This is a genomic window from Sphingomonas sp. jy18, from assembly GCF_056931895.1.
Window position 1 is genome coordinate 1 of the sequence record NZ_JBXPBT010000003.1, and the last position, 24,836, is coordinate 24,836.

Genomic DNA, 24,836 nt, shown 5'->3' on the forward strand with positions numbered 1-24,836 from the left:
CCGCTCTGCGGGACATACCATCACCCGGGTCAATTCTCGATGGAAATACCGGGTCACTTCTCAGTGGAAATCTACACCTGGTAGTCTTCGTCATAGGCGTCATTGCGCCGGAGCCACTCCCAGGCGAGATCGGACGCGCTCATCTCGGCGAGATGTTCATAGGCGGCAGAAGAGCGCCAGCCTGCTGCGCTGGGTGTCATTGCGATCCTCCCTTCGCTTATGTGCTTGTGGAGGAGGAAGGATTCCTGACGGAACCGTCCGGCGGAAGCTGGACTATAGGCAAAGAGCGATGCCGCGCCGGCATCGGGCAATCAATGCGGGGGGCGGGTCAACTCGCGATAGCCCTGTTCCGTCATCCAGCGCGCCCGCGCCAGATGCGTGTCGTGAACATGGCGGCAACGCTGTGGGTCGTGGGAGGGATCGAGGCCGAAGATGACCTGGACCGCCTCCTGCCAAGCCGCGCCGTCGCGGGCCGAGTCGAGCAAACGCAGATAAAGAGCCATGTGCTCACGGTCATAAGATGTGAGCGACTGGCTGATTGGTGGCTCGTCGAGGAACGACGACGTTTTCTGGCCCATAGAGCGACTATAATCGCTTAATGGCGTTTCGTTAACAGGATCTTGGGAAATTCTAGCGCAGCGCTTGAGGCGGGGCAGCCGACTAGCGCTTTGGCGAGAGATCCTTCCTGTCGTGAAGCAACAACACGCCTTCGCCCTTATCGGTCGATAGCAGGACGATCCCTGCGGCTTCCAGCGCCCTGCGCACGAGATCGCGCGTCGACTCATAGACCTCGAGGCCGCTTTCGGATTCGAGGCGCTTGAGCGCAGTCAGCGATGTCCGAGCCTGGTCAGCGAGCGTCTCCTGTGTCCATCCCAGCAACGCGCGTGCGGCCCGTGATTGTCGGGCGGTGATCATAAATGACCACCTCCCACCGGCCAATAACTACCTGCCAGAACTACGACTATTTTAGTCGCTCTTGGCGGCGCGAGGGGGGCTCGAAAACTTGTCGTCCGCTCTTTTAGGTCTTCGACGGCGCCACTGATTCGCGCGTAGGCAAGACAAAGGCCCCGGCCTGTCCGGCCGGGGCCTTGCTCGGTGGGTCAGTCCGCCCGGCGGCTCGGGCGGGACCAGATCAGCGAGTAGCCATCGCCGTCCTCGTCGTCGAAGAGGTTGGCGTAGATGGGGGCGTTGAAGCTCGGATCGTCGAGCTTGAGGCCCAGATAGTCGCGGCCCTCGTTGGAGCGCTTGGACCAGGCGGCGCCGATCTCGACGCGGCCGACCAGAACCCGGTGGCTGGGGGCGTTTTCGCCGGTGGCGCGCTGGTCAGGGACGATGCGCACGCCCTTGGCCTGGACGCTGAGGGTGACGATTTCGCCGCTGAACTCGTTCGAGGCGGTCTTCTTGAAGGTGCCGATGGTCGCCATTTTCAAATCTCCGTTTGTCGTTTTCGAGCCCGCACCATTGCGGCCTCGATGGCGATCGACGGGCCGGAGGCGATCGACAGCGCACCCCGAAGGGGCCTGACAGCTAAGGAGGACTTTGTTGTCCCGCGAGGAATGACGGCGCAGCCGGCAGGGGAAGAAAGTTTGACGCGGCTGTTGCGCCACAGGCGATCGAGGCGCAGCCGGCCTTCGGCCAGATCAAGCCATTGGAGAGGCCGTTTGGAGCGGTCTGGAGGCGGGCAGAAGCGGAGATGATGGTGGCCCTGTCGAGACCGGCGCCAAGACCTGCGCGATATTCACCGGCGTATCTCTCCCCCTTGTCGGCGGGCCTTGCGTTTCTCGTGTTCGCCCGACCTGCCACGGACGAAAACCTCCGCCGGTCAGTATCGATGGGCTGCGCCGGGATCGGCGCTCGGTCCAGGCGTGTCCCGAGGGGATGATTGAGCCGTGGTTCTCTGCGTGATCCGGGCACTGTCGTCCGCGTCGCCCTCTCAAGACGATGGTGTGGACAGAACGGAAGCGCTTTTCTGTCCCGCTATCCCGGCGGGGTGATCAGGCCCGAGCCTGGCTCTGGCCGGACGGGCCGGTGGCCGCCATGCCCGTGACGCGCGCGAACGCGGTGACGCCGACCGCGACCGCGCCGAAGACCGAGAATACCAACTGCCAGGTCTCAGATGGCATGGTGTGTTTCACGATGCCGTGCGTGGCGTGGTAGCCGGCGATAGCGGCCGGAGCGACGAAGGCGAGCGCGATCAACAGCCGCGCCCAGAGCGGGCGGACCAGCCCAAGCAGGAGCTGGCCGGCGCCGAGCGTTAGCCCGGCCGCGAGCGTGCCGATCAGGATCGCGCCTAGCCAGCCCGCGCCGGTCTGGTAGGCCCAGCCGCCGGCGGTGGCGCCCGCGAAGAGGGGCAGCGCAAAGACGGCGAGCGTGAACAGCAGCCAGCAGAAGAAGCCGATGGCTGCGATGGATAGGATTGTGCCCAGAAAGATCATGGTGGTGTCTCCGAAAGAACGGTTCTGACGGTCGCGCCTTCCACCACCACCACGGCGCATCGAGAACTATAGCAGAACATCGACGCCGGCGGGAGCGGAAACCGATGAGGTTCCAGTCCCGCAGGCGATGATCTTCGACCCATCATGGGCCGAAGGGGTCGATCTCGCGGACGATCTGCGAAAGGTCGCCGTCATATTCGCTGGCGGGCGTGACCGAGAGCGTCCCGTCGCCAGCGCGGAAGATGACGATGACGGCCATCAGGGTGGTGGCGAGGCTGAAGGCGAAGGCGTGTGCGTCGTTGAAGGACATCGAACCGGCTCCTGTTTCGAGCGGAGGTCCATCCCCCGCTGACAGGCGCCCGATGTGTTCGGCCGAGGGCCGCGATCACCGCGCAGGTGAAGCCGAAGCGGCGGCACGCGCAGCGTAGTCCGACCCTTTATGGGTTGATGGCGTCAGGCCCTTGGCGGGACCAAGGATCAGCGCATTTGAAGCGGGGTGGAGACTCGCTACGGGAGCGGTCGTTGTCCGATGGCGTCCATGCCGGATTGCCTCGCGGCCGTGTTGGCGTGTCGATGGAAATGCGGACGGCGCTCACGCGCCGCCCGTGCTGAACCGATAGACCGGGATGCCGAGCTTTCTGGCCTTGTCGGCGAGATTGTCCTGGATGCCGGTGCCAGGGAAGACGAAGACACCGATCGGCATGATCGCCAGCATGGCGTCGTTGCGCTTGAACGGGGCGGCTTTGGCGTGCTTCGTCCAGTCGGGCTTGAAGGCGACCTGCGGCACCTTGCGGGTTTCCGCCCAGCGCGAGGCGATCTTTTCGGCGCCTTTCGGGGAGCCTCCGTGCATCAGCACCATGTCCGGGTGTTTGGCATGAACCTGATCGAGCTTGGCCCAGATCAGCCTGTAATCGGCGGTGTCGCCGCCTGAGAAGGCGATCTTCGGGCCTGCGGGCACGAGCACCTCGGTTTCTGCGCGGCGTTTGGCGGCGATGAAATCGCGGCTGTCGATCATCGCGGCGGTAAGGTGGCGATGGTTGACGCGCGATCCGTTACGCTGGGACCAGGGGGAGCCGGTGGCGCGGAGATAGTGATCGGCGGCGCTGTCGCGGAAGACTTCCAGGCTGTCGCGCCGTTCGATCAGTGATTGCCCCAGGTCGATCAGGCGTTCGAGCTGGACGGATTTGACCTCGGAGCCGTCCTGTTCACGCTGGAGGCGCTTCTGTTCCTGCTCGTTGTCGTCGAGCTTGCGGTCGGCCCGTTCGACGGCGCGGTGGAACATATTGACGGTCGACCAGAGGAGATCGTCGAGGTCGGGATCGAGGCTGGTTTCGGCCACCGTGGCGATCAGGGCGTCGAAGATGTCGGCCACGGCGCCTTCGATGATGCGGTCTTCCGGGACAGGCCGGGGATCGGCTTCGTCTTCCGAAGGTCGGTAGCCGTAGAGCTGAAGCTCCTGCACGATATGGTCGGTTGGTGATGATGCGTGTTCGGGTTCGTAGTCGTCATGCCCGTTCATGGGATGCTCCGTCGGTTGGACCGTGACCGTCGCGGCCTTCATGGCGACGAAGCCGTCGGGCGGGACGGACCTGCACCCGAAGCGAAGCGCAGGGCCGAAGCGCAGCGGAGGATGGCGGAGGCCGGCGATTTTGCCTCGCGATGGAAAGCGGTCCCCCCTTTCTCTTTTTGGGGGACCGCGCCGGAAAATCGTCGGTCGCAGCCATTGCCGATCCGGCCTGGCTGACGGCCGATCGCCCTCTCGAAGGCCGAGGCGCGGTCCTCTCCGATGGAAGGACGCATCCTGCGGGCATGATGACGGTGGCCCCGCCATCCCCATGCCGGCGACTATGCGGCTTGGAGCCAGAAGCGGGCGATGTCCTGCGGTGCGAGCTGCACCCTGAGATTGGCCCGGAACGCATCGAGGCCGAGGCGCCGGAGATCCTCGTTGAAATCCTCGAGCACCGGCGAGAGCACGATCACCTCGATCCCGGCCGCGTTCGCCCGTTCGACAAGGCTGTCGCGTGCGCCGTCACCTGCCGGGTCGTTGTCGCGGACGATATAGAGCCGGCGCAGATCGTCGGGGAACAGGATGGCGGCCAGATGGGCAGCGGACAGGGCGGCCGCCATCGCCATGTGCGGAAGCGCCTGACGTGCGGACAGGATGGTTTCGATGCCTTCGCCCGCCGCCATCACCGCGCCGGCGTTCCCGAAGCGGACGGCGTGTCCGAGCAGGTCGCCCATCGCTTTGCGCGGCGTGTCGATCGGCGCCTTGCCAACCCGGATAGGATCTGGGCCGTCAGGGGCAAGCCAGGTGCGATGTGCGCCGGTGATCGTGCCCCGAAGATCGGTGACGGCGGCGATCATCGCTGGCCAGGTTTCGGTCGGGCCATGATCGTCCGGTCGATAATAGCAGCGCGGATGGAAGCGGAGGCTTCCGGTTCCGTGCAAAGCCGTAATGCCGCGATTGCGGAGATACGCTTCTACCAGCGTGCCGCCGATCGGCTTCGACATAGCGAACAGCCGCCTTGCCGCCTCGGCCGAGCCTGACGGGGCCGGCGTGCTCGGTCGCTTCGGGCTCGCCGGCGCGGGTTTCGGACGCGGCAGGCTGAGAAAGCTGCGGGCTTCCTCGACGACATCGGCGAAGTCGGTGAGGCCGCAGCTCTCCCGGATCACGTCGAGCAGATCGCCATGCTCGCCGGTGGCGGCGTCGGTCCATTTGCCCGCCGGCCCTTTCGCCGTCTCCTTGAGCCGGACGAACATCGAGCGGCCGGGCGTGTTGCGCGCATCGCCGACCTGCCAGTAATTGCCCTGACGATGGCCGGCGTCGAGATAGTGGCGGCACACCGCCTCGGCCTCCCGGCCGAGACGCTGCGCCAGATCGGAAGCGTCGAGACGTGTCATCACGCCGCCTCGCGTTCGCCGATGCGCTGGACCGGATAGCGGCCCAGCACTCGCTCCAGCACCGCAAGACCGGCGCTATCGGTCGGCACGAACATCCTGAGCTTCCAGGAGATGATCTCGTGGAACAGTCCGTAGGCGGTGAGCCGCTCGCGCATCGTGTCGGTGAAACCCGACAGTTCGATGCGGTTGGCGCCCATCACACGGACGCGGTGAAGTTGAAGCCCCTCGGCGAGGTCGAGGATGGTGCGACCATCCATCAGCGCCATGAAGGCGTCGGCGGGCGCGAGAGTGGCTGCGCCGGTCGTGGTCGCATTGGCCGCCCAGGCGGGTGAGACCTTGCGGCCGACGATCCGCTCGCCCTCGTCGGTCTGGAGCCGATAGACGCGGGTGGACTCGTTCGGTAGCCGCTTCCAGATCGGCAGCAACAGGCCGGCGACGACATGGATCGTGCTGTCGGAGAACGCCGGCACGTCCGCGACCTCGGCGTTCCAGGTTGAGGCGAAGTCGATCCGTTCCGCCTCGGCCCAATGGGTCTCGCCCATCATCTTCACCGGAACGGTGTGGGATTCCATCGGCCGGATCAGCCGGACACGGCGTTCGATCTCGCCATCGTCGAGCATGACCGAGGTGGCGGGGATCTGCACCGCGGCGCGGCCCGACCGTTCGTTGACCAGCAGCCTGGCGCCGGATTCGCCGAGATGGGCGAGCGCGTCGTCCAGCGTGACCGGGCGGTTTCGGGTCCGCTGCGCGATGGTGAGGAGCCGGGTCTCGGCGCCCGTGCCCGGATGCGTATAGATGGTCTGGCGGCCGGTGACGGTGAAGCCTTCCGCCGTCAGCGTCTCCAGCCCGACATCGTAGATGCCAGCGGCTATGGCCCCCTCGATCTTGGCGGTGAGAAGCTGCTCAAAGGCGGTGAACAGGATGCCCTGAAGCTCGATGGTCAGGGCCAGCAGCCGATTGAGGAAGGTGGTGATCGGGGGCAGTTCGTCCTTGATGCCGTTCGCGTCCATCAGCTTCAGGCCGGTGGCGGACTCGAAGCGTTCGAGCGAGCAGCCTCCGACCTTGCCGCGCACCAGCAGGAGATAGAGCTGGCGGAGCGCATCGCGGGCGTAGGGGCTTTCCAGATTGTCCTCGGGGCGGAACAGGCCCTGGCCGCCGGTCTGGCGCTGGCCGCGGGTGATGGCGCCCAGCGTGTCGAGCCGCCGGGCGATGGTGGAAAGGAAGCGCTTCTCCGCCTTGACGTCCGTGGCGATGGGCCGGAACAGCGGCGGCTGCGCCTGGTTGGTCCGGTGCGTGCGACCGAGGCCCTGGATGGCGGCGTCCGCTTTCCAGCCGGGTTCGAGCAGATAGTGGACGCGCAGCCGGGTGTTCCGCGCCGAAAGCTCGGCGTGATAGCTGCGGCCGGTGCCGCCGGCGTCCGAGAAGATCAGAATGCGTTTGCTGTCGTCCATGAACGCCTGGGTTTCGGCGAGATTGGCGGCTGCGGCGCGGTTCTCGACGACGAGGCGATCGCCGCCGGAAGGCATGCTCTTGCGGACGATGCGCCGCGAGCGGCCCGTCACCTCGGCCACCAGCTCCGTGCCGAAATGCTGGACGATCTGGTCGAGCGCGCCGGGCACGGGCGGCAGGGAGGCGAGCTGCGCGATCAGCTCGTCGCGGCGCGCGACGGCTTCGCGGCTTTCGACGGGCTGGCCGTCGCGATAGACCGGCCGCGACGAGAGGTTGCCCTCGCTGTCGGTGAAGGGCTCGTAGAGCTGCACCGGGAAGGAATGGGCGAGGTAGTCGAGAACATATTCCCTCGGCGTGATGTCGACGCGAACGTCGTTCCATTCCTCGGTCGGCAGGTCGACCAGGCGGCGTTCCATCAGCGCCTCGCCAGTCGAGACGATCTGGATGACAGCGGCATGGCCTGCTTCCAGGTCGCCGCTGATCGACCGGATCAGAGTCGGCGTCTTCATGCTGGTGAGCAGATGGCCGAAGAAGCGCTGCTTGGCGCTCTCGAAGGCCGAGCGGGCGGCGGACTTGGCCTGCCGGTTCAGCGTGCCGGACGTGCCGGTGATGTTGGCGGCCTCCATCGCCGCATCCAGATTGTTATGGATGACGGCAAAGGCCCCGGCATAGGCGTCGTAGATGCGGGTCTGCTCAGGGCTGAGGGCGTGTTCGACCAACTCGTATTCCACGCCGTCGAAGGAGAGCGAGCGGGCGGTGTAGAGGCCGAGGGCGCGCAGGTCGCGGGCCAGCACCTCCATCGCCGCGACGCCGCCAGCCTCGATCGCCTCGATGAACTCGGCCCTCGTCGAGAACGGAAAATCCTCGCCGCCCCACAAGCCGAGCCGCTGGGCGTAGGCGAGGTTGTGGACCGTGGTGGCGCCGGTCGCGGAGACATAGACGACGCGGGCGTTCGGCAGCGCGTGCTGGAGGCGCAGGCCGGCGCGGCCCTGCTGCGAGGCGGCGACGTCGCCGCGTTCTCCCTTGCCGCCACCGGCGTTCTGCATCGCGTGCGCCTCGTCGAAAATGAGGACTCCATCGAAGTCGGAGCCCAACCATTCGACGATCTGCCGGACGCGCGAAACCTTCTCGCCGCGGTCGTCGGAGCGTAGCGTGGCATAGGTCGTAAACAGGACGCCTTCCGGCAGCGTGATCGGCCGCCCCTGCGGGAAGCGCGACAGCGGCGTGACCAGCAGGCGTTCCATGCCGAGCGCCGACCAGTCGCGCTGCGCGTCCTCGATCAGCTTGTCGGACTTGCTGATCCACACCGCCTTGCGGCGGCCCTGGAGCCAGTTGTCGAGAATGATCGCGGCGGACTGACGGCCCTTGCCGACGCCGGTGCCGTCGCCGATCATGAAGCCGCGCCGGAAGCGGGCGGCGTTCTCCGCATCCTCGCGCGCGGCGGTGACGATGTCGAAGGTGGCGTCCACCGTCCACGATCCGGCGAGATGGTCCGCGTGCGCTTCGCCCGCATAGATCACGGTCTCGAGTTGGGCGTCCGACAGCAGCTCATGGATGTTGGGCGGCAGGCTTGGCCGATAGCTCGGCTTGGGCGGAGCGACCGAAGCCATTGCGGCCGACTGCACCAGCCGGGTCGGATGGGCCTGGGCGCCGGCGATACGGATCGCCTGCAATCCGTATTCCTCGTAGATGCCCTCGGACAGGCGACCGCCTTCGCCGGCGAGCCAGTCCTGGGTCTCGTAGGCGAGCGGCAGGCCCTCCGGTTCGGCCATCGGCGCAGTCGCCGGGACGGCTTTGGCGGCGCGGTTGATATAGCCACGCACGTTGCGAGGGGTGGCAGGCGCGATGGCCGGGACCACGACGGAGGGATCGACGGCGAGCCGTTCCGGCGCTTGCTCGTCGATCCAGCCCAGCAGCGTGGCGACGTCCGACGCGACGCCGGGCGCTGCCGGAAACACGGCGGGATCGTCGGCGGGCCGCTTGTCGATGACAGTCAGGCGCGTCTCGATGGTGGTGCCGTGTTTGGCATAGACGGAGCCGTCGATGACGGCGGAGAAGACGACGCGCCCGCGCGCCTGCAACCGGACGAAGGCGTCCCGCCAGGCCGGATTGTCGGGTGCGAAGCTGGCGCCGGTGATCGCCACGAGCCGGCCGCCGGGGGCCAGACGCGCTAGGGCCGAGGCGACATGGCGGTAAGCGGCGTCCGCCATGCGGCTCTCGACATTGGCCATGACCGAGAAGGGCGGATTCATCAGCACGACGCTGGGCATCACGGCGGGATCGAGATGATCGTCGATCTGCGCCGCGTCGAAACGGGTGACGGAAATGGCCGGGAAGAGCAGTGACAGCAGATTGGCGCGGGTGTCGGCCAGCTCGTTGAGAACGAGCGCGCCGCCCGCGATCTCGGCGAGGATGGCGAGCAGGCCGGTGCCCGCCGACGGCTCGAGCACCCGGTCGGCCGGAGTGATGGCCGCGGCGTGGGCGGCGACCAGGCCGAGCGGGATCGGCGTCGAGAACTGCTGGAAGGTCTGGCTCTCCGCCGAACGCCGCGTATGCGTCGGCAGCAGGTTTGCGATTTTCGACAGCGCGGAAAGGCGGGCCGTCGGAGACCCGGCTTTGCGGAAAAGCGCACGTCCGTATTTACGGAGGAACAGGACGGTCGCCGCCTCGCAGGCGTCATAGGCCGTCTTCCAGTCCCAGGCGCCGGTGGTGTCCGGCGCGCCGAAGGCGGTCTCCATCGCCGCACGCAGGGCGGCGGCGTCGACGCGCTCGCCGCGTTCGAGATGAGGCAGGAGCTGGCCGGCGGCCGCGAGGAGGGCGGCTGCGGGTTCGGGATTGGAGCCGAGCGGAAGCGGCGCGGCGGTCGCCGCCGCGGATGCGGAAATCATGGTCATGGTGGGAACCTCAAGGAGAGCGGAAAAGGGCGAGCCCGTGCGGCGCTCTCTCTCGACCGCACCAGCTCAAACCCGTCCCGGCGGCTCTCTCACTCTCAAGGCGCCCGCACGGGAAAAGCGCCCGACCGTGAGGTGGGGCGCTTTTCAAGGGGATCAGTTCCAGAGCCCGTCCGCGATCTCGGAGGCGACGAGCGTGCGGGCCTTGCGGATCAGGTCATCGCCGCAGGTATCGACATGGCCGAAGAACCGCGCACGAGCGCCGTTCGCGGTCCAGTCGGCATAGGCGCAATATTCCCGAGCATCGGATCGAAACGCCCGCATGTCGTCGGCCCAGTGAGGCTTGGGCTCGACGACGACGGTGAGGCCGCCTCTGGTCTCCGGCCAGGGCAGAGACCGTTCATGCGGCGGATGCTGGCGATCCGCCGCGAAGATGGCGTCGATGTCGGTCATGACGCCTCTCCCGTCTCGGGCCGCACGAAGCCTTCGGGATCGTCGGGATCGGGCGGCAGATAGGCGTCGTAGGGATTGCCGTCGGCGAGATGGCCAAAGGGCGTGAAGACATAGTCGCCGTTGTCCCGCCCCACGGCGCAGATGACGTAGCGGGGGCTGCCCGTCACCGCGTCGAGGCACTCCATGAGGGCGAGATTGCCGTCGCCCGCCGCGCGCAGCAGGGTCTGGAAATTGCTCCGGGCATGGGAGGGAATGCTCACAGCGGACCTCCCTCGTCGGAGAGGGTCTGGGCAAGCCAGCCATCGGTGTAGATCCAGTCCACGGTCTCGCCGGTGGCGAAGTCGAGGACATGGGCGCCGCCGCCGAACCCGTCGAGACGCGGCCGCGAGCAGGTGTTGGCGTATTGGAAGCCCCATCTGCCTGTGAGGCCGAAATCGGCGGCGCAACGCTTCACGAACTGGATGAGGCGCTCGGGATCGCCGGTCACGTCGTCGCGCATCCAGAGTTCGGTGCCGCCGTATTGCGGCTCGATCGACAGAAGGAAGCCCTCGGAGGGTGGTTCCTCCGACGCGCCTTCCGCGGACAGCGTGTTGTAGAGATCGAGCGCGCGGGCGGCGTTCTCGGGCGTGCCGACGTCGAGCAGGCACGAGAAATGGGTGAAATAGTTGGCCATGACAGGCTCCTGAAACGAGAAAGCCCGGCGCGATGGCCGGGCTCGGTTGAGGGATGATCGAAGGGGTCAGTAGCCGAACCGCCAGGATGGCCAGGGCTGGCCATCGTCGGCGGCGGCGACGGCTTCCGGCAGATAGCCGCCATCGCCTTCGACCAGGGTTGGATCGCGCACCGGCGTTTCGTCGATGACGGTGACGCAAACGACGAGACCGTCTTCGACCTCGACGTGGACGGGCACGAGATACTGAAAGACGACGCGGCGCGTGGCCGACGGGTCGGGTTCAATCATGGAAGGTCTCCTTGCGAAGATGCGGGGAAGCGACCTCTCGCCGCTCCCCCGCCGTGAGGGTCATTCGGCAGCGATCGTCAGGGCGTCCTCGTCCTCGATCTCTTCGGCATCCTCGTCGCCGTCCTCGCTGAGGAAGGCCGGCAAGGCGGCCTCTTCGTCGGCGTCGGCCTCCGCGCCCGGTTCGATGACCTCCCCGTCATGGGGATCGATCAGGCGCAGCGGCTCGGGCAGCCAGGCGGTGTCGGCCAGCAGGCGCTCGGCCTCCTTGGCCATGTCGCCCTTCTTCAGATGGTCGATGAGTTGGGCGGCCCGTTCGCCGGCGCCCTCCCGGACGGCTTCGAGGATGCGGGGCTTGGTGACGCGGCCGAGATAGTTGCCGACCGTCGGCCGCCAGCCCGCCGCCACCATGTCGAGGCCAGTGGCGCGCGCCAGCCGGTCGGCCTGGGCGAGGCGGACATCCAGCCCATGCTGGCTGACGCCCGATCCGTAGGGGTTCGGCCGCTCGAACAGCGCGTTCACGCCGAAGCTGACGCAATGGGCGAGCAGATCGAGGCGCGTGCCCGGATCGAGATCGGTGAGCCAGTCCCACAGCGCCTGGTCGTCGGCGGGAACGTGATCGCCCCAGCGCCCGTGCCGCTCGGCGATCTCGTGCGCCGTGCCGCTGTCCTTCAGCTCCTCCGGTTGGGCGGAGAAGAAGACGTGGCGGACGCTGGCCTCGAGGCAGCCCGTCGGCGCGGGTCGCCGGAAGGTATCGCTGACCAGCTTGTGCAGCAGCATGGTCATGGCGACGTCGGGATGCTCGGCGAGCGCGTTACGCAGCGCCAGCGTGCGATGCGCGGTCAGCTCGATGACGAGGCGCTCGGGCAGCGGCTTGATGCCGTCCTCCTCGTCGTCTTCCGGCTCCGCGGCCTGGCCGCCGACGGTGACGACGGCGCGTTGAACGGCGGGCGTGGCCGAATGGCCGGTGTCGCCGTCCGTCTCCGTCGTGTCGTCTCCTTCGGGGGCGACCGGGCGCTCGTCCTCGGGGCGGACATAGCCACGGTCGACCGACAGCGAGCCGTCGGCGTCGAGGCTGACGAAGACGCCGGCGGTGGGGATGTCGGCCGGATCGTAGATCGCCGGGCGCTGCTCGAAGGCGTCGAGCGCCTGCTCGATCTCTCCGAGACGCGCGTCGATCTCGTCTGGCAGCTCGTCGGCTTCGGCATATTCGGCCTCGAGCCGGTCATACTCGTCACGCAGCGCCTCGCGAGTGGCGCGCTCCTCGTCGGTCAGGTCGACCGCCGTTCCGGCAAGCTCCCGAAGCCCGTGCTCGTGGCCGTAGGGAAAGCTCAGGGCGGCCTCGACCCACTTCCAGCCTTCGCCCGCGATCTCGTCGGCGGCGGTCTTGAGCTTCTCGGCCACCAGGCGGTCGAGCAGGGCCGGGTCTTGCAGCCAGCCGCCGTCGTCGGACTGGAAGAGGTCGCGCAACACGATGCCGCCGGCCGCTTCATAGGCTTCGACGCCCACGAAGACGGCCCGCCTGTCGGAAGCCCGCACCGTGGTCTCGGTCAGCATCCGGCGGATGTGATAGGGCTCTTTCTGCCAGCCATCCTTGATCGCGTCCCAGACCTGCTCCTGGCGTGCATGGTCGGAACTGACGGTGAAGGCCATGAGCTGCTCGAGCGTCATGCCGTCGTCGGCGTAGATCTCGAGCAATACCGGCGAGACGGAAGCGAGGCGCAGGCGCTGCTTCACGATATTGACGCCGACGAAGAAGGCGGCGGCGATGGCTTCCTCGGTCATGCCCTTCTCGCGCATGGCCTGGAAGGCGCGGAACTGATCGAGCGGATGCAGCGGCGCGCGTTCGATGTTCTCGACCAGCGAGACCTCATCGACCAGGATGCCGCTGTTGGCGTCGCCGACGACGCAGGGCACCGGCGCGGTCTTGGCCAGACGCTTCTGCTTCACCAGCAATTCGAGCGCGCGATAGCGGCGGCCGCCGGCGGGCACCTCGAAGATCCCGGTTTCGGCGCCATCGGCGTCGAGGACGGGACGGACATGCAGGCTCTGGATCAGGCCGCGCCGGGCGATGGACTGGGCCAGCTCCTCGATCGAGACGCCGGCCTTGACGCGCCGGACGTTGGACTGGCTCAGCACCAGCTTGTTGAAGGGGATGTCGTGCGCCGACGACAGGGTGATCTTCTGAATGGCAGTCGCCATGATCGTTACTCCGCGACGGGCGGCCGAGAGCCTCTCTCTCGACCTCCGACCCGTCACGAAGCGAAGCGCAGCCCTCTCACTCTCAGGAGGGCCGCGCCGGGCGGGCGGAAAAGCGTGAAGCCGGAAGCCCGCCTCTCCGCCTTTCCGGTTTTCAGGATCATCACACGCCGCACAGGCCCTCGCACTCGTTGGGCCAGAGATCGAGCTGGCCGCGATCGCCATCGGTCGACAGGTCGACCTGGTCGAGCGGCACCGCGGAACGGTGGAGATAGACGTCACCACGAATCCCCCGGAATCCGGTGCGAATGGCGGCGTCGACCGATACGGCGTCGGCCCAAGCCTCGGGATCGCGGTCTCGCATCCGCCGCCAGTGATCGTCAGAATGGAACGGGCAACCGATGCAGGCGCTCTTGGGTGGCAGGGGGTAATCGTGCCGATCCAGCCAGCGCAGGCAATCCAGACGGGTCATGCCTTGCTCGATGAGCGGCCAGCGGTTGATCTGCCACGGCTCGAACGAAGGCTTCATGCGTAGCACCTCGTCGAGCGAGATCCCGATCCACTGTTCGGCGATGGGAGCCTTTGGCGAGCGCCGGCCGGCGATGCCGAGCAGCTCGCGGACCTTCCGGCGGATTGGCGCGATCTTGTAGTCGCCGGTGCATTGGCGGCGGATCATGCCGACTCCGACCCGTTCGGTCGGCACGATGCGGGAGCCGATGGCGACGAGATCACCGTTCTCGTCCTCATCATAGACGGGCAGCTCCGCGCCTGCCGGCGTCACGGTGCGGGTGAAGGCCGGGATCGAGGCCCATCGCTCGCCGCGCGCGCCGGCGAGAAGGTCGGCGCGCAGGTCTCCGGCCGAGACGATATGGACCGGGAAGGGCAGGACGTTGGGCGATCGCAGCCAGGCGAGATGCTCATAGACGGCCCTCGGCTCCCAGCCGGTATCGGCGAAGATCGCGCAATCCGGTATGGGGCCGATCTCGCCATGCGCGGCCATCAGGGCGAGCGTGGTGGACTGGACGCCGGCGCCCAGGCTGAGAACACGCAGGCGGATGGACGCCTGCTGTTCGGGGGATGGCGCCAGTGCGGGGAAGACGGGGGCGTTCATCACGCCGCCTCCCGTTCGTCGTCGGCCATGCCGACGTCGGCGTCCGGCAGGAAGCCAAGCAGCCAGTCGGCCGCCCTGCTGGCCTGGGACGCGGCGCGCACGATGGCGCGATTGTCCTCGCGCAGCACTTCGAGCCAGGAGCCGATGTAGTCGGCATGTCGGACGGTGGGCGTGATGCCGAGCGAAGCGCAGCAGAAAGCGGCGTTGATCTCGGCGACCAGCTCCTCGAAGGCGTATTTCTTCGAGCCGAAGCCGCCGGTGAGGTCACGGCCGAGCCGGGAGGCATGGCCGGTCGCGTGCCCCAACTCGTGCAGGGCCGTGCGGTGCCAGTTGATCGGCTCGAAATATGCCTGGGGCGGCGGCACCTGCACAAAGTCGTGCGCCGGCACATAGAAGGCGCGGTCGCCGCCGATGCGGAAGTCGATGCCGGTCGCCCGGATTAGGGTCTCGACCCGTGGCTCGATGAGGCCGGGCGGAGGCGGTGGGGCCACAATGGCGACATCCTCCGGCAGTCCGTCGCATTGCGCCGCGTTGAACACCGTGAAGCGCTTGAGGAACGGGATCGCGGCGGCTTCCTCGCCGGTCTCGCGGGCGCGGCGCTTCTCGTCCTCCGGCGTGAAACGGTCGGCATAGACGACGGTGGTGCCGTGTTCGCCGCGGCGGACATTGCCGCCAAGCGACAGGGCCTGGCGGAAGGTGAGCCAGCTCTGGCCGGGAAAGCCGTGCTGGATCACCGCGCCCCAGAGGATCAGCACGTTGATCCCCGAATAGTGCCGCCCGGTCGCGGCGTTTCTCGGCATGGCGAGGGGCGCCTTGACCGAGGCCGATCCCCAGGGCTGGACCCAGGGGAAGCGGCCCGCCTCCAGCTCGGCGATGATCTTGCTGGTGATGTCGTCGTAAAGGTTCGTCCGGCCGGAGCCGGCACGCCCGTTGCGGTCGTTCCTGAACATCGCGGTTCTCCGCGACGGGCGCCGGAGACCTCTTCTCCAGCCCTCAACCCGTCACGGAAACCCCGTCCGCACTCTCACTCTCCAGGGGGCGTTGCGGGGCAGGCTGTGCAAAAACTCATTCGTCTAATCCGCCGCCGCCAGCACCGCGACGCGCGTCTCACCCCGCTGGCGTCAGTCGCTCGGCACCGAAGGCATTTACTGCATGGAGGATGTTGAAGGCGACAATCGAGAGAGCCGCTTCGGCCTTTACCGCTCTGAGACCTCGCGTGAGGAACCTTCCGCCGCCGGACATCCGTTTAATCGTGCCGAAGGGGTGCTCTACAGTACATCGGCGGGTCACCATCAAGCTCGGATCCGCGTAGATTCTGGCCTCCATACGATCCAGCGCCGCCTGATCGAACAACCGATGGATGGTCCGTTGGGCGCCGGACGTGCATCGGCTCTTCAGCCGACAGTCTTTGCATGCGGGCGTTCTATATCGGATCGCACGGTTGCGGGTATGTTTGCCGGATGGTCTCAACGTCTTGCCGGCGGGGCACCGGATTGTGTCGGTCTCCTCATCATACACGAACTGCGCTGGCCGGAAAAAGTCGGTGCTCATGGCGCCGCGTTTGATCGGCGCCGCGACCTCAATATGGTCGCGCTCGCATTGCGCGACCGCCTGGGCGTTGGAGTAACCGCCGTCGGCCAGGACTTTGAGCTCGTCAACCTCAAGCACCTCCATCGTCGCCATCGACATTGGATGCAGGAGCTGGCTGTCGTTTGCCTCGTTGGTCACGTCGTGATGTATGATCAGGCCGCTATCTACATCGACCACGCTTTGCATGTTGTAGCAGGGTGTCTTGGGAGAACGTCCATAGCCCATCGGCCGCGCGTCGGACTCGCCAAAGACCAAAGCCGTCTCGTCGCGATCCTTCAGGATGTCCTGCCGGCGCACGAGCCTGTCTTTGCGGCGCCCGAGGGTCTCCATCGCAGTGGTGAACGCCTCCCGATGTTTGGGCTGATCGTCGAACCCCTGGGCCACTGCCTCATCTATGATGTCGAGCCGTTCAAGGTAGTAGGCGATCTCCTTTTCGGTGTGCGCAACGTCACGGGCCAGCCGGTCGGCGCCAGCGATGTTCTTTGGGCTCGCGACCGCGCGCATCTTCGTCCCGTCCAGCGCGACCAATCGACCGCTGATCAAGCCGGTTTCGCGGCAGAACTGGATGAATGCAGCGCTGGCGCCGACAATGGCTTCCGGATTGTCATGACGAAAGGAGGCGATCGTTCGGTAATCCGGGGCGAGCCGGCGCATTAGCCAAAGCGCTTCGAGGTCGCGGACACACGCTCGTTCCAATTGGCGTGAGGACCGTACCTGGTTGAGGTAGCCCCAGATGTACAGCCGGAGCATATCGCCTGGATGGTATCCAGGGCGGCCGGTGACCGCAGCGATAGCGCGACCGAAGCCAAGCTCAGCCAAGTTCAAGCTGGTAACAAAAGCATCGACGACTCGGACCAATGCGTCCGGGGAAACATAGTCATCAACACAAGGAGGAAGCAGGTTGACCTGATCTCGCGCGAGTCCCTCAATAAAACTCATGCACACCCCGGCGCGGAAGATGGGAAGATAATTGGATTCTACACTGACAGGTTCATTAGTAAAAGCTTGTTCTTGGCTTTGAACATCTGCGCTAGGCGGCGTAATAACTCATTACAGATGTTGCGGGCTTCCGAGAAGGATGAGGTCAGAATCGCCGGGTTCTCCGTTACGTCGAAGCAGTGGCCGCTTGCGCGTCGAGCTGCCACCCGTAGCTTTTGGAATCCGGTACGAGATCGGCGATGGTGAACTGATCGAGGTGTCGCGCGAAAGCTTCCAGCGCGCCTGCCAAGGCATGGCGCAAGCCGCATGCGGGCGTCACGACGCAGCTGTTGGTCGCCGCGTCGAAGCATTCGACGAATGTCCCGGTGTCTTCCATGATGCGCATGATCGAACCGACGTTCAGGGCATTGGCGGGCCGCGCCAGCTTGAGGCCCCCGCTCCGGCCCCGCACACCCTCGACAAATCCCTCCGCGGCCAGTCGCTGCGCCACTTTCATCAGATGGTTCTTCGAGATGCCATAAGCGTGTGCGATCTCGGCGATCGAATGATGGCCGTCCTTCACGGCCAGGAACATCAATGTGCGAAGGGCATAGTCGGTCTGGACGGACAATCTCATAAAAGATGCATATCATATATTGGTTTTATCCGCCAAGGCGCGTAAACCATGCACACATCTTAATCGAGTCGAGGCAGGCAATGACGTCGAACCATGCCGAGCAAGCGCGGGCACGCAAGATGGCGGATGCGCTCGCCTGCGGGATCGATGATGCGTTTATTTCGCAGCTTGTGGAGAGTTTCTACGACACCGTCCGCCAGGACGACACGCTCGGCCCGATCTTTGCGGAGCGCATCGGCGACTGGCCGCATCATCTGACGCGGATGAAGGATTTCTGGGCCTCGATCATGCTCGAATCCGGTCGGTTCAGCGGCAATCCGATGCGCAAGCATATCGCGATCGGCGAGCTTGATGAGGCGCATTTCGCGCGCTGGCAGTCGCTCTGGGACCAGACGCTTGCTCGGATCGCGCCGAACGCTGCGGTCGCGGATCGGTTTCGCGAAGCGGCACTGCGCATTGGCGAGAGCTTGCTGACCGGCATCAAGATCGACCGCGGCGGCCTGGCCGCCATTTCCGCGAGGGCCGCGTCGTGACACCGGTCCCCTACGGCGCATCGCCGATCTTCGATGAGCAAAGCCTACCCGACGCGCTGCGCAACGATCATCGCACCAAAGCAGGCACCTGGGGCCTCCTGCGGATGCTGGAGGGCGAAGTGCGGCTCGTTTTCGTCGATCCGCCGAGCGAGCAGCTCGTGACGCCCGACAGGCCCGCGATCATCCCGCCGCAAGCAACCCATCATGTCGTTCCGCTCGGCCCCATGACGATGCAGGTCGAGTTCTACCGGGAACGCCCAGAGCTTGTCGAAGACGCGGACCGTGGATGACTTCGCCCTTGCTCGCACGGTGCATGTCGTCGCGGTCCTGTTCTGGATAGGCGGCGTCGGTTTCGTCACCTGGGTGCTGATGCCGACGCTTAAGGCAACGGAACTGCCGCAGGATCGCTTGCGCCGTTTTCAGCAGATGGAGGCGCGCTTTGCCTGGCAGGCACGCCTGTGGGTTCTGCTTGCCGGCGCAAGTGGCCTGTGGCTGGTGGCGCGCGCCGATCTGTGGAGCCGCTTCCTCGACGGCCGGTTCTGGTGGATGCACCTGATGGTCGCACTCTGGACCGTGTTTGCGCTGATGTTGCTCGTCATCGAGCCGCTGCATCTCCATCGCCGCCTCGCCAATACACAGTCACCAGAGGCGGATTTCGCTCGAATGATCCGGCTGCATCAGTTATTACTTGCCGTCAGCATCATAACAATTTTGGGCGCGGTAGGCGGTAGTCACGGACTATTCTGAACGGAGGGGGTTTGGGGCATGAAGAGCTATCAAACGACATTCAGCATCAAAAGGCTGTGGATCATCCTGTCGGTCGGCATGGTGGTCATGTTCGGAATCCTACTGTTGCTGGGCCAGCAGATCTACCAGCAGGCGCCGCCCATTCCCGAAGCGGTGAAATCCCAAAGCGGCGAGACATTGTTCACGCGCGCGGACATCGAGACCGGCCAGAATATCTGGCAGTCGATCGGCGGCATGGAACAGGGCTCGATCTGGGGCCATGGCAGCTATCTGGCGCCCGACTGGAGCGCCGACTGGCTGCACCGCGAGGCGGAGGCATTGCTCGCCCTGTCGGCCTCGCAACCTCTCCCAGGCGTGTCCGCGACGCAGGCGGAGGCTATGCGAAGGGCCGGGCTGCAGGAGGAGATGCGTAGGAACACCTACGACCCTGCATCCGGCGTCATCACGGTCAGCGACACCCGCGCGCGCGCGATCCGGCAGGTACAGCAGCATTTCGTAAGCCTGTACGATGGCGGCGATCCTGCCTCGCTAAAGCTCCGCCGCGACTATGCCTTCCCGGTCTATGGCGAGCTGTCGGCCGCGGAAGCCCGGCAGCTTACCGCCTTCTATTTCTGGACGGCCTGGGGGGCGACCACCGATCGTCCGGGCCAGAACATCACTTATACCAGCAACTGGCCGCACGAACCCCTGGTGGGCAATAGCCCAACCACCGGTACATTGTTGTGGAGCCTTGCGTCGGTCATCCTGCTGCTTGCGGCGGCAGGCGCACTCATCGCCTATTACGCCAAGCAGTTCGACGTCTGGCGCGGCGACATCCTGCCCGAGGGCGGCATGGCGACCTCTGATCTTCTGGGACAGGCCGTCATCACACCGTCGATGCGGGCTACCGCGAAATATTTCTGGGTCGTCTGCGCGTTGTTCGTGGGGCAGGTGCTGCTGGGCATTGTCACCGCTCATTATGCGGTCGAGGGACAAGGGCTCTATGGCCTGCCTTTTGCAGAATATCTTCCCTACACGATCACCCGCACATGGCACACGCAACTCGCGGTGCTGTGGATCGCCACGGCATGGCTGGCGACCGGGCTCTATGTCGCGCCGATGCTCGGGGGACGCGACCCCAAGTTCCAGCGGCTCGGCGTCAACTTTCTGTTCGTCAGCCTTCTGGTCATCGTCATCGGCTCCTTTGCCGGGCAATGGGCGGCCGTCCACCGCTTCTTCACCAGTCTGACGGCGAATTTCTGGTTCGGTCATCAGGGCTATGAATATGTCGATCTCGGCCGCTTCTGGCAGATCTACCTCCTGATTGGCCTGTTCCTCTGGGTGGCGCTGGTGGTGCGCGCGCTCTGGCCCGTGCTGCGACGGGAAGGCGGAAAGTCCCTCATCTATCTCGTGCTGGTGTCAGCGCTCGCCATCGGGCTGCTCTACGGCGCGGGGCTGATGTGGGGCCAGCATACGAACATCGCCATCATGGAATATTGGCGCTGGTGGGTGGTGCATTTGTGGGTCGAGGGTATTTTCGAAGTCTTCGCCACGGCCATCATCTCGCTGCTGTTCGTCCAGATGGGCATCCTGCGAACCTCCACCGCCACCGTGATGGTGTTGTTCGCGACGATCATCTTCCTGTTCGGCGGGGTGCTCGGGACCTTCCATCACCTGTATTTCAGCGGCACGCCAACGTCGGTGATTGCGGTCGGCGCGATGATCTCGGCGCTCGAAGTGGTGCCGCTGCTGGTTGTCGGCTTCGAAGCCTATACGCGGCACAAGGTCGAGCATGAGGCCGAGTGGGAACGGATCTATCACTGGCCGTTTATGTTCTTCGCCGCCGTCCTGTTCTGGAATCTGGTCGGCGCCGGGCTGTTCGGCTTCCTCATCAATCCGCCGATCGCGCTCTATTACATGCAGGGGCTGAACACGACGGCGAACCATGGCCACGCCGCGCTGTTCGGCGTCTATGGCATGCTCGGCCTGGGGCTGACGCTCTATTGCATGCGTGGACTGACCGACGTCACGCGGTGGAACCAAAAATGGATCAGGATCTCCTTCTGGTCGCTCAATATCGGCCTTGGCATGATGACTTTCCTGTCGCTGCTCCCGCAGGGCATCCTGCAGACCTACGCCAGCATCGAGCACGGCTATGCCTATGCGCGCTCAGCGGAGTTCATCCATAGCCCGATCATGCAGGCGCTGGTTTGGGCAAGGGTGCCCGGCGATGTCGTGTTCGCTCTCGGCGTTTTCGCGTTCGCATGGTTCATGGTTCAGGCGTTCATGCACGGCAGGAAGCCGACTCCAGAAACGGCGGCCATTCCAAAGCCGGCGCTTTAGATCCGCCACTCCGCTTCCCGGCTGTACCCCGGTTTTCAACGGACGGCCGGCTAATTTCGGGCGTTGGTCGCTCCCGGCCAACGCCATTTGTCCGTGAAACGGCTTCAGGATCGCCGGACAGGCTTGCCTGATCCGTGGGTTTTAGCACAGCCTGGGGGTTCTCCCCGCAGAAGGGGTCGGCCGAGACCCTGGCTCGGCCGCAGGGGAAGGCTTTCCCCTATCCGGGTTCCCTTGAAAACTGTCAGAAACTCGCGTATATTTCCGACAGGAGAAAGATGATGACACGGCTGACCGAACAGATTCTGGCACATGCGACGGGACTGCCCGAAGGCGTCCCCGTGTCCGCCAAGGGCCTGCTCCACCTCGGAAACCGGGCGGCCGTGGATCAGGCATTGTCGCGCCTGTCGGAGCGCGGGCAGCTCATCCGCGCCGGTCGTGGCGTCTATCTGCGTCCCATCGCCAGCCGGTTCGGCACGCGCGCACCTTCGGTCGAGCAGGCTGTCGAGGCCCTTGCGACCCAAAAGGGGGAGATCATCGTCTCGAACGGCGCTGCCGCGGCGAACGCCCTTGGCTTGACGACGCAGGTGCCTGTCCGCTCGGTCTATCTGACCTCCGGGCGCAGCCGAAAGATGCACCTTGGCAAGCAGGTCGTGGAATTGCGGCACGCGCCTCGCTGGCAACTGGCCCTGGCCAACCGCCCGGCGGGGGAGGCCGTGCGGGCGCTGGCCTGGCTCGGCCCCGAAAGGGCGGAGGCCGCGCTCACGACATTGAAGCGGAAGATGCCGCCCGGCGTGTTCGGCGAACTGGTCGCCGCCGCGCCGCAGCTTCCGACGTGGCTCGCGCAGAGCGTGGGAAGGGTGGCGTATGGCTGACGTCTTCCTCCAGCTTTCGGCCGAGGATCGGCGCGATGCGTTGGGCGTCGCCGCCGACCGCTCGGGCCGTCCGACCCATCTTCTCGAGAAGGATGTGTGGGTGGTGTGGGCGCTGGCGACCCTCTACGCCGCGCCGCTCGGTGAACATCTGGTGTTCAAGGGCGGCACGTCGCTGTCGAAAGCCTATCAGGTCATCCGCCGGTTTTCGGAGGATGTGGATCTGACCTACGACATTCGGGCGATCGCGCCCGATCTGGTCGGGGACAATGGTGAGGGCCTGCCGAAAACCCGGAGCGAGGAAAAGCGCTGGTCCAGCGAGGTCCGCCGGCGGTTGCCGGTCTGGGTCGCGGAGGCCGTGCAGCCCGTGATCGCGAACGCGCTGGCCGCCGAAGGTCTGGCTGCGGTCATTCGCGTCGAGGATGAGAGGCTCTTTATCGACTATGAGGCGACCGCAGCCGGGTCCGGCTATGTCGCGCCCAGCGTCATGCTGGAGTTCGGCGCCCGCTCGACGGGTGAACCGGCGAGCGGGCGCGACGTCGTCTGCGATGCGGCCGGCCTGATCGACGGGCTGATATTCCCGACGGCGCGGCCGCGCGTCATGCACGCGGAGCGGACGTTCTGGGAGAAGGCGACCGCCATCCATGTCTTCTGCCTCCAGGAACGGCTACGCGGCGACCGCTTCGCAAGACACTGGCACGATGTTGTCCGGCTGGATGAAACCGGCTTCGCGAACGCCGCTTTCGCCGATCGCGAACTGGCCAACGCTGTCGCCCGGCATAAGGCGATGTTCTTCGCGGAGAAGGCCGCCGACCGCACGCCGATCGACTATGCAGCGGCCGTCAACGGCGGCTTGCAGCTCGTGCCGGTCGGCGATGGCGCAAAGGCGTTGGAGGACGACTATGCCCGCATGGTCGAGGATGGGCTGCTCTTCGATGACGCCGAGCCGTTCGAAGCGCTCATGGCGCGATGTACAGATATAGCTGCGCGGGCTAACCGAATGGGGGCCTAAAGGGGGGCGGCGTTGAAGATATTCTCGGTAGGGATCGAAAATTTTCGCGGCATCCAGTCGGCCAAACTGGTGCTGCCTGATCACGCCGTACTGATCGGCGACAACAATACCGGCAAATCGTCGGTATTCGAAGCGATCGATCTCGCCTTGGGGCCGGACCGGCTGAGCCGGCGACCCCCCGTGGATGAGCATGATTTCTATCAGGGGCGCTATCTTCCTAGCCCAAACCCCGATGCTCCCGAGGGCGCGGAGCCCGGCCCCGCGCCGAAAATCACGGTCGAGGTGACGATCACCAATCTGTCGCCGGAGCAGGAGGCACGATTTGGAGCCAACGTCGAGTGGCTGAATACTACTACCGGAGACTTCTATCAGGAGGCCAACCCGGCTGGGGTCGATGCTGCCGAGATCAAGGCGGCGCTGCGCGTCACATTCGTCGGCCAATACGATCCCGATGAGGATGACTTCGTCGGCAACAGCTATTTCACGCGCAGCCTTTCAGAGGATGAGACACCTGCATCGTTCTCGAAGAAGGACAAGCAGCACTGCGGATTTCTTTTCCTGCGGTCGTTGAGGACAGGATCTCGGGCGCTCAGCTTGGAACACGGCAGCCTGCTGGACATCATCCTCCGGCTGAAGGAAATCCGGCCGCAGATGTGGGAAGGGACGATCGGAACGCTCGCAGCCTTCGATGTCGCGAGCGACCCGTCCATTGGCATCTCAGGCGTGCTCGAGAGCATCGACAAGTCGCTGAAGAAATACGTCCCGCGCGAATGGGGAGTGAAGCCGCACCTAAAGGTGTCGAACCTGACGCGCGAGCATTTGCGCAAGGTCATCACCGCGTTCATCGCCACGGGTGCGGGCGATCATGCCGCTCCCTTCTTTCGGCAGGGAACAGGGACGATCAACATGTTGGTGCTCGCGATGCTGTCACAGATCGCCGAGGACAAGCAGAACGTCATTTTTGCGATGGAGGAAGCCGAAACGGCGATTCCGCCATACGCGCAGAAGCGGATTGTCCATGAGCTTCGCAAGCTGTCGGCGCAGTCGATCTTCACGTCGCACTCGCCGTATGTGCTCGAAGAATTCAGCCTCGACGAAACCGTCATCCTCTCGCGATCGGACAATGGCCAACTGAGCCAATCCAAAATCGAGTTGCCTGAGAGCATCAAGCACAAGCGTTATCGGCAGGATTTCCGAACCCGATTTTGCGAGGGGCTTCTTTCGCGCCGAGTTCTCATCGCCGAAGGCGCTACGGAGGCGACCTCCTTCCCGGTCGTCGCGCGGCGACTGGCCGAGCTCAACCCGGCTGCTTATGCGTCTTTGGAAGCCTTGGGCGTCTGCGTGATCGACGCCGGAAGCGAGACCCAGATCGCCGACCTTGGAGCGCTGTACAAAAGTCTTGGGAAACGGACCTTTGCGTTATGCGACAAGCAGACGGATGCCGCCAAGGTGGCCATAGAAGCCCAGGTGGAACGCCTGTTCATGCACGACGAGAAGGGTATTGAGGATCTGATCCTCAAGAACACCACCCAAGCGGCCCTGGAGCGGTTTGCCGATCAGCTCGATTGGCCACAGCATCTGCTCGCGAAATACCCCGACCCAAAAGCTCAAGCTGCTGCCGCGCTCGGGGCCTATTTCAGCTGGTCGAAAGGCAATTGGGGAATCGCTGAGTTCTTGGCACAGTGTTCCGAAGCTGAGATCCCGCAGTGGCTACGGGATGCCTGCGTCACCCTGAAGGCACTGTGTGATCCGCCTCTACAGCCAGCCGAGCCCGAACCCGAAGACGATTTTGCTGACCTGTTAGGATAGGC

The 24,836-nt window shown here is 65.3% G+C and carries 25 protein-coding genes; 7 read left to right on the plus strand and 18 right to left on the minus strand.

The window, feature by feature from the left end; translation table 11 throughout:
* Positions 1–71: 71 nt before the first annotated feature.
* The 18 genes from AC0QC4_RS08485 to AC0QC4_RS08570 form a co-directional block, all read right to left on the minus strand.
* Positions 72–200 (minus strand): transcriptional regulator domain-containing protein, encoded by a 129-nt coding sequence (locus AC0QC4_RS08485; protein WP_483659377.1) that lies wholly within the window; start codon positions 198–200, stop codon positions 72–74.
* Positions 201–311: 111 nt separating this feature from the next.
* Entirely contained in the window at positions 312–578 is a 267-nt protein-coding gene (locus AC0QC4_RS08490; RefSeq protein WP_012114998.1) for a DNA -binding domain-containing protein, read from the minus strand.
* Positions 579–660: 82 nt separating this feature from the next.
* Positions 661–915 (minus strand): uS8 family ribosomal protein, encoded by a 255-nt coding sequence (locus AC0QC4_RS08495; protein ID WP_012114999.1) that lies wholly within the window; start codon positions 913–915, stop codon positions 661–663.
* A gap of 185 nt (positions 916–1,100) precedes the next feature.
* On the minus strand, positions 1,101–1,424 hold the full coding sequence (locus AC0QC4_RS08500) for a DUF736 domain-containing protein (protein ID WP_012115000.1): 324 nt from the start codon (positions 1,422–1,424) through the stop codon (positions 1,101–1,103).
* 570 nt (positions 1,425–1,994) lie between these two features.
* Complete coding sequence (locus AC0QC4_RS08505) at positions 1,995–2,435, minus strand: hypothetical protein (protein WP_012115001.1); 441 nt, start codon at positions 2,433–2,435, stop codon at positions 1,995–1,997.
* Between the two features lie 142 nt (positions 2,436–2,577).
* Positions 2,578–2,745 (minus strand): hypothetical protein, encoded by a 168-nt coding sequence (locus AC0QC4_RS08510; RefSeq protein WP_012115002.1) that lies wholly within the window; start codon positions 2,743–2,745, stop codon positions 2,578–2,580.
* A 282-nt stretch (positions 2,746–3,027) separates the two neighbouring features.
* The gene (locus AC0QC4_RS08515) at positions 3,028–3,954 is read right to left on the minus strand and encodes a DUF2493 domain-containing protein (RefSeq protein ID WP_012115003.1); all 927 of its coding nucleotides are present in this window, start codon (positions 3,952–3,954) and stop codon (positions 3,028–3,030) included.
* Positions 3,955–4,280: 326 nt separating this feature from the next.
* Complete coding sequence (locus tag AC0QC4_RS08520; protein WP_012115004.1) at positions 4,281–5,336, minus strand: DUF7146 domain-containing protein; 1,056 nt, start codon at positions 5,334–5,336, stop codon at positions 4,281–4,283.
* Entirely contained in the window at positions 5,336–9,679 is a 4,344-nt protein-coding gene (locus AC0QC4_RS08525; RefSeq protein ID WP_012115005.1) for a strawberry notch family protein, read from the minus strand. Before AC0QC4_RS08525 ends, AC0QC4_RS08520 begins: the two co-directional genes overlap by 1 nt.
* Before the next feature lie 153 nt (positions 9,680–9,832).
* Positions 9,833–10,129: a hypothetical protein gene (locus AC0QC4_RS08530; protein ID WP_012115006.1), complete on the minus strand. Its 297-nt coding sequence runs from the start codon at positions 10,127–10,129 to the stop codon at positions 9,833–9,835.
* Positions 10,126–10,389 carry a DUF6117 family protein gene (locus tag AC0QC4_RS08535; protein ID WP_012115007.1) on the minus strand — a complete coding sequence of 88 codons (264 nt, stop codon included), beginning with the start codon at positions 10,387–10,389 and terminating at the stop codon, positions 10,126–10,128. Before AC0QC4_RS08535 ends, AC0QC4_RS08530 begins: the two co-directional genes overlap by 4 nt.
* A complete protein-coding gene (locus tag AC0QC4_RS08540; RefSeq protein WP_012115008.1) occupies positions 10,386–10,802 on the minus strand; it encodes a hypothetical protein in 417 nt (138 codons plus the stop codon). The genes AC0QC4_RS08535 and AC0QC4_RS08540 overlap by 4 nt, the downstream gene beginning before the upstream one ends.
* 66 nt (positions 10,803–10,868) lie before the next feature.
* Entirely contained in the window at positions 10,869–11,090 is a 222-nt protein-coding gene (locus AC0QC4_RS08545) for a hypothetical protein (protein WP_012115009.1), read from the minus strand.
* Between the two features lie 60 nt (positions 11,091–11,150).
* Positions 11,151–13,289 carry a ParB/RepB/Spo0J family partition protein gene (locus AC0QC4_RS08550; RefSeq protein ID WP_012115010.1) on the minus strand — a complete coding sequence of 713 codons (2,139 nt, stop codon included), beginning with the start codon at positions 13,287–13,289 and terminating at the stop codon, positions 11,151–11,153.
* Positions 13,290–13,449: 160 nt separating this feature from the next.
* The gene (locus AC0QC4_RS08555; RefSeq protein WP_012115011.1) at positions 13,450–14,397 is read right to left on the minus strand and encodes a hypothetical protein; all 948 of its coding nucleotides are present in this window, start codon (positions 14,395–14,397) and stop codon (positions 13,450–13,452) included.
* Complete coding sequence (locus AC0QC4_RS08560) at positions 14,397–15,347, minus strand: ArdC family protein (RefSeq protein WP_483659382.1); 951 nt, start codon at positions 15,345–15,347, stop codon at positions 14,397–14,399. Before AC0QC4_RS08560 ends, AC0QC4_RS08555 begins: the two co-directional genes overlap by 1 nt.
* Positions 15,348–15,504: 157 nt before the next feature.
* On the minus strand, positions 15,505–16,926 hold the full coding sequence (locus AC0QC4_RS08565) for an IS1182 family transposase (protein WP_012115015.1): 1,422 nt from the start codon (positions 16,924–16,926) through the stop codon (positions 15,505–15,507).
* A 166-nt stretch (positions 16,927–17,092) separates the two neighbouring features.
* Positions 17,093–17,542, minus strand: coding sequence for an RrF2 family transcriptional regulator (locus AC0QC4_RS08570; RefSeq protein WP_012115016.1), 450 nt, complete (start codon positions 17,540–17,542; stop codon positions 17,093–17,095).
* Positions 17,543–17,622: 80 nt separating this feature from the next.
* Here AC0QC4_RS08570 and AC0QC4_RS08575 point away from each other — a divergent pair, with 80 nt between their 5' ends.
* From AC0QC4_RS08575 to AC0QC4_RS08605, 7 genes are all read left to right on the plus strand, one after another.
* Complete coding sequence (locus tag AC0QC4_RS08575) at positions 17,623–18,075, plus strand: group III truncated hemoglobin (protein ID WP_012115017.1); 453 nt, start codon at positions 17,623–17,625, stop codon at positions 18,073–18,075.
* A complete protein-coding gene (locus tag AC0QC4_RS08580; RefSeq protein WP_012115018.1) occupies positions 18,072–18,365 on the plus strand; it encodes a TehB family protein in 294 nt (97 codons plus the stop codon). Before AC0QC4_RS08575 ends, AC0QC4_RS08580 begins: the two co-directional genes overlap by 4 nt.
* A complete protein-coding gene (locus AC0QC4_RS08585; protein WP_041575668.1) occupies positions 18,358–18,822 on the plus strand; it encodes a membrane protein in 465 nt (154 codons plus the stop codon). Before AC0QC4_RS08580 ends, AC0QC4_RS08585 begins: the two co-directional genes overlap by 8 nt.
* Positions 18,823–18,840: 18 nt before the next feature.
* Positions 18,841–21,144, plus strand: coding sequence for a nitric-oxide reductase large subunit (locus AC0QC4_RS08590; protein ID WP_012115020.1), 2,304 nt, complete (start codon positions 18,841–18,843; stop codon positions 21,142–21,144).
* Between the two features lie 278 nt (positions 21,145–21,422).
* The gene (locus AC0QC4_RS08595; protein ID WP_041575670.1) at positions 21,423–22,016 is read left to right on the plus strand and encodes a DUF6088 family protein; all 594 of its coding nucleotides are present in this window, start codon (positions 21,423–21,425) and stop codon (positions 22,014–22,016) included.
* Positions 22,009–23,025 (plus strand): nucleotidyl transferase AbiEii/AbiGii toxin family protein, encoded by a 1,017-nt coding sequence (locus AC0QC4_RS08600; RefSeq protein WP_012115022.1) that lies wholly within the window; start codon positions 22,009–22,011, stop codon positions 23,023–23,025. The genes AC0QC4_RS08595 and AC0QC4_RS08600 overlap by 8 nt, the downstream gene beginning before the upstream one ends.
* Before the next feature lie 12 nt (positions 23,026–23,037).
* On the plus strand, positions 23,038–24,834 hold the full coding sequence (locus AC0QC4_RS08605) for an ATP-dependent nuclease (RefSeq protein WP_012115023.1): 1,797 nt from the start codon (positions 23,038–23,040) through the stop codon (positions 24,832–24,834).
* Positions 24,835–24,836 lie beyond the last annotated feature (2 nt).

What these genes read in the sequence shown, in the direction of transcription:
- AC0QC4_RS08600 (WP_012115022.1), top strand. Translation starts at nt 22,009, where the DNA reads ATGGCTGACGTCTTCCTCCAGCTTTCGGCCGAGGATCGGCGCGATGCG.
- AC0QC4_RS08510 (WP_012115002.1), bottom strand. Translation starts at nt 2,745, where the DNA reads ATGTCCTTCAACGACGCACACGCCTTCGCCTTCAGCCTCGCCACCACC.
- AC0QC4_RS08550 (WP_012115010.1), bottom strand. Translation starts at nt 13,289, where the DNA reads ATGGCGACTGCCATTCAGAAGATCACCCTGTCGTCGGCGCACGACATC.
- AC0QC4_RS08560 (WP_483659382.1), bottom strand. Translation starts at nt 15,347, where the DNA reads ATGTTCAGGAACGACCGCAACGGGCGTGCCGGCTCCGGCCGGACGAAC.
- AC0QC4_RS08530 (WP_012115006.1), bottom strand. Translation starts at nt 10,129, where the DNA reads ATGACCGACATCGACGCCATCTTCGCGGCGGATCGCCAGCATCCGCCG.
- AC0QC4_RS08595 (WP_041575670.1), top strand. Translation starts at nt 21,423, where the DNA reads ATGACACGGCTGACCGAACAGATTCTGGCACATGCGACGGGACTGCCC.
- AC0QC4_RS08505 (WP_012115001.1), bottom strand. Translation starts at nt 2,435, where the DNA reads ATGATCTTTCTGGGCACAATCCTATCCATCGCAGCCATCGGCTTCTTC.
- AC0QC4_RS08520 (WP_012115004.1), bottom strand. Translation starts at nt 5,336, where the DNA reads ATGACACGTCTCGACGCTTCCGATCTGGCGCAGCGTCTCGGCCGGGAG.
- AC0QC4_RS08565 (WP_012115015.1), bottom strand. Translation starts at nt 16,926, where the DNA reads ATGAGTTTTATTGAGGGACTCGCGCGAGATCAGGTCAACCTGCTTCCT.
- AC0QC4_RS08525 (WP_012115005.1), bottom strand. Translation starts at nt 9,679, where the DNA reads ATGACCATGATTTCCGCATCCGCGGCGGCGACCGCCGCGCCGCTTCCG.
- AC0QC4_RS08555 (WP_012115011.1), bottom strand. Translation starts at nt 14,397, where the DNA reads ATGAACGCCCCCGTCTTCCCCGCACTGGCGCCATCCCCCGAACAGCAG.
- AC0QC4_RS08575 (WP_012115017.1), top strand. Translation starts at nt 17,623, where the DNA reads ATGACGTCGAACCATGCCGAGCAAGCGCGGGCACGCAAGATGGCGGAT.
- AC0QC4_RS08590 (WP_012115020.1), top strand. Translation starts at nt 18,841, where the DNA reads ATGAAGAGCTATCAAACGACATTCAGCATCAAAAGGCTGTGGATCATC.
- AC0QC4_RS08545 (WP_012115009.1), bottom strand. Translation starts at nt 11,090, where the DNA reads ATGATTGAACCCGACCCGTCGGCCACGCGCCGCGTCGTCTTTCAGTAT.
- AC0QC4_RS08515 (WP_012115003.1), bottom strand. Translation starts at nt 3,954, where the DNA reads ATGAACGGGCATGACGACTACGAACCCGAACACGCATCATCACCAACC.
- AC0QC4_RS08485 (WP_483659377.1), bottom strand. Translation starts at nt 200, where the DNA reads ATGACACCCAGCGCAGCAGGCTGGCGCTCTTCTGCCGCCTATGAACAT.
- AC0QC4_RS08495 (WP_012114999.1), bottom strand. Translation starts at nt 915, where the DNA reads ATGATCACCGCCCGACAATCACGGGCCGCACGCGCGTTGCTGGGATGG.
- AC0QC4_RS08540 (WP_012115008.1), bottom strand. Translation starts at nt 10,802, where the DNA reads ATGGCCAACTATTTCACCCATTTCTCGTGCCTGCTCGACGTCGGCACG.
- AC0QC4_RS08500 (WP_012115000.1), bottom strand. Translation starts at nt 1,424, where the DNA reads ATGGCGACCATCGGCACCTTCAAGAAGACCGCCTCGAACGAGTTCAGC.
- AC0QC4_RS08490 (WP_012114998.1), bottom strand. Translation starts at nt 578, where the DNA reads ATGGGCCAGAAAACGTCGTCGTTCCTCGACGAGCCACCAATCAGCCAG.
- AC0QC4_RS08570 (WP_012115016.1), bottom strand. Translation starts at nt 17,542, where the DNA reads ATGAGATTGTCCGTCCAGACCGACTATGCCCTTCGCACATTGATGTTC.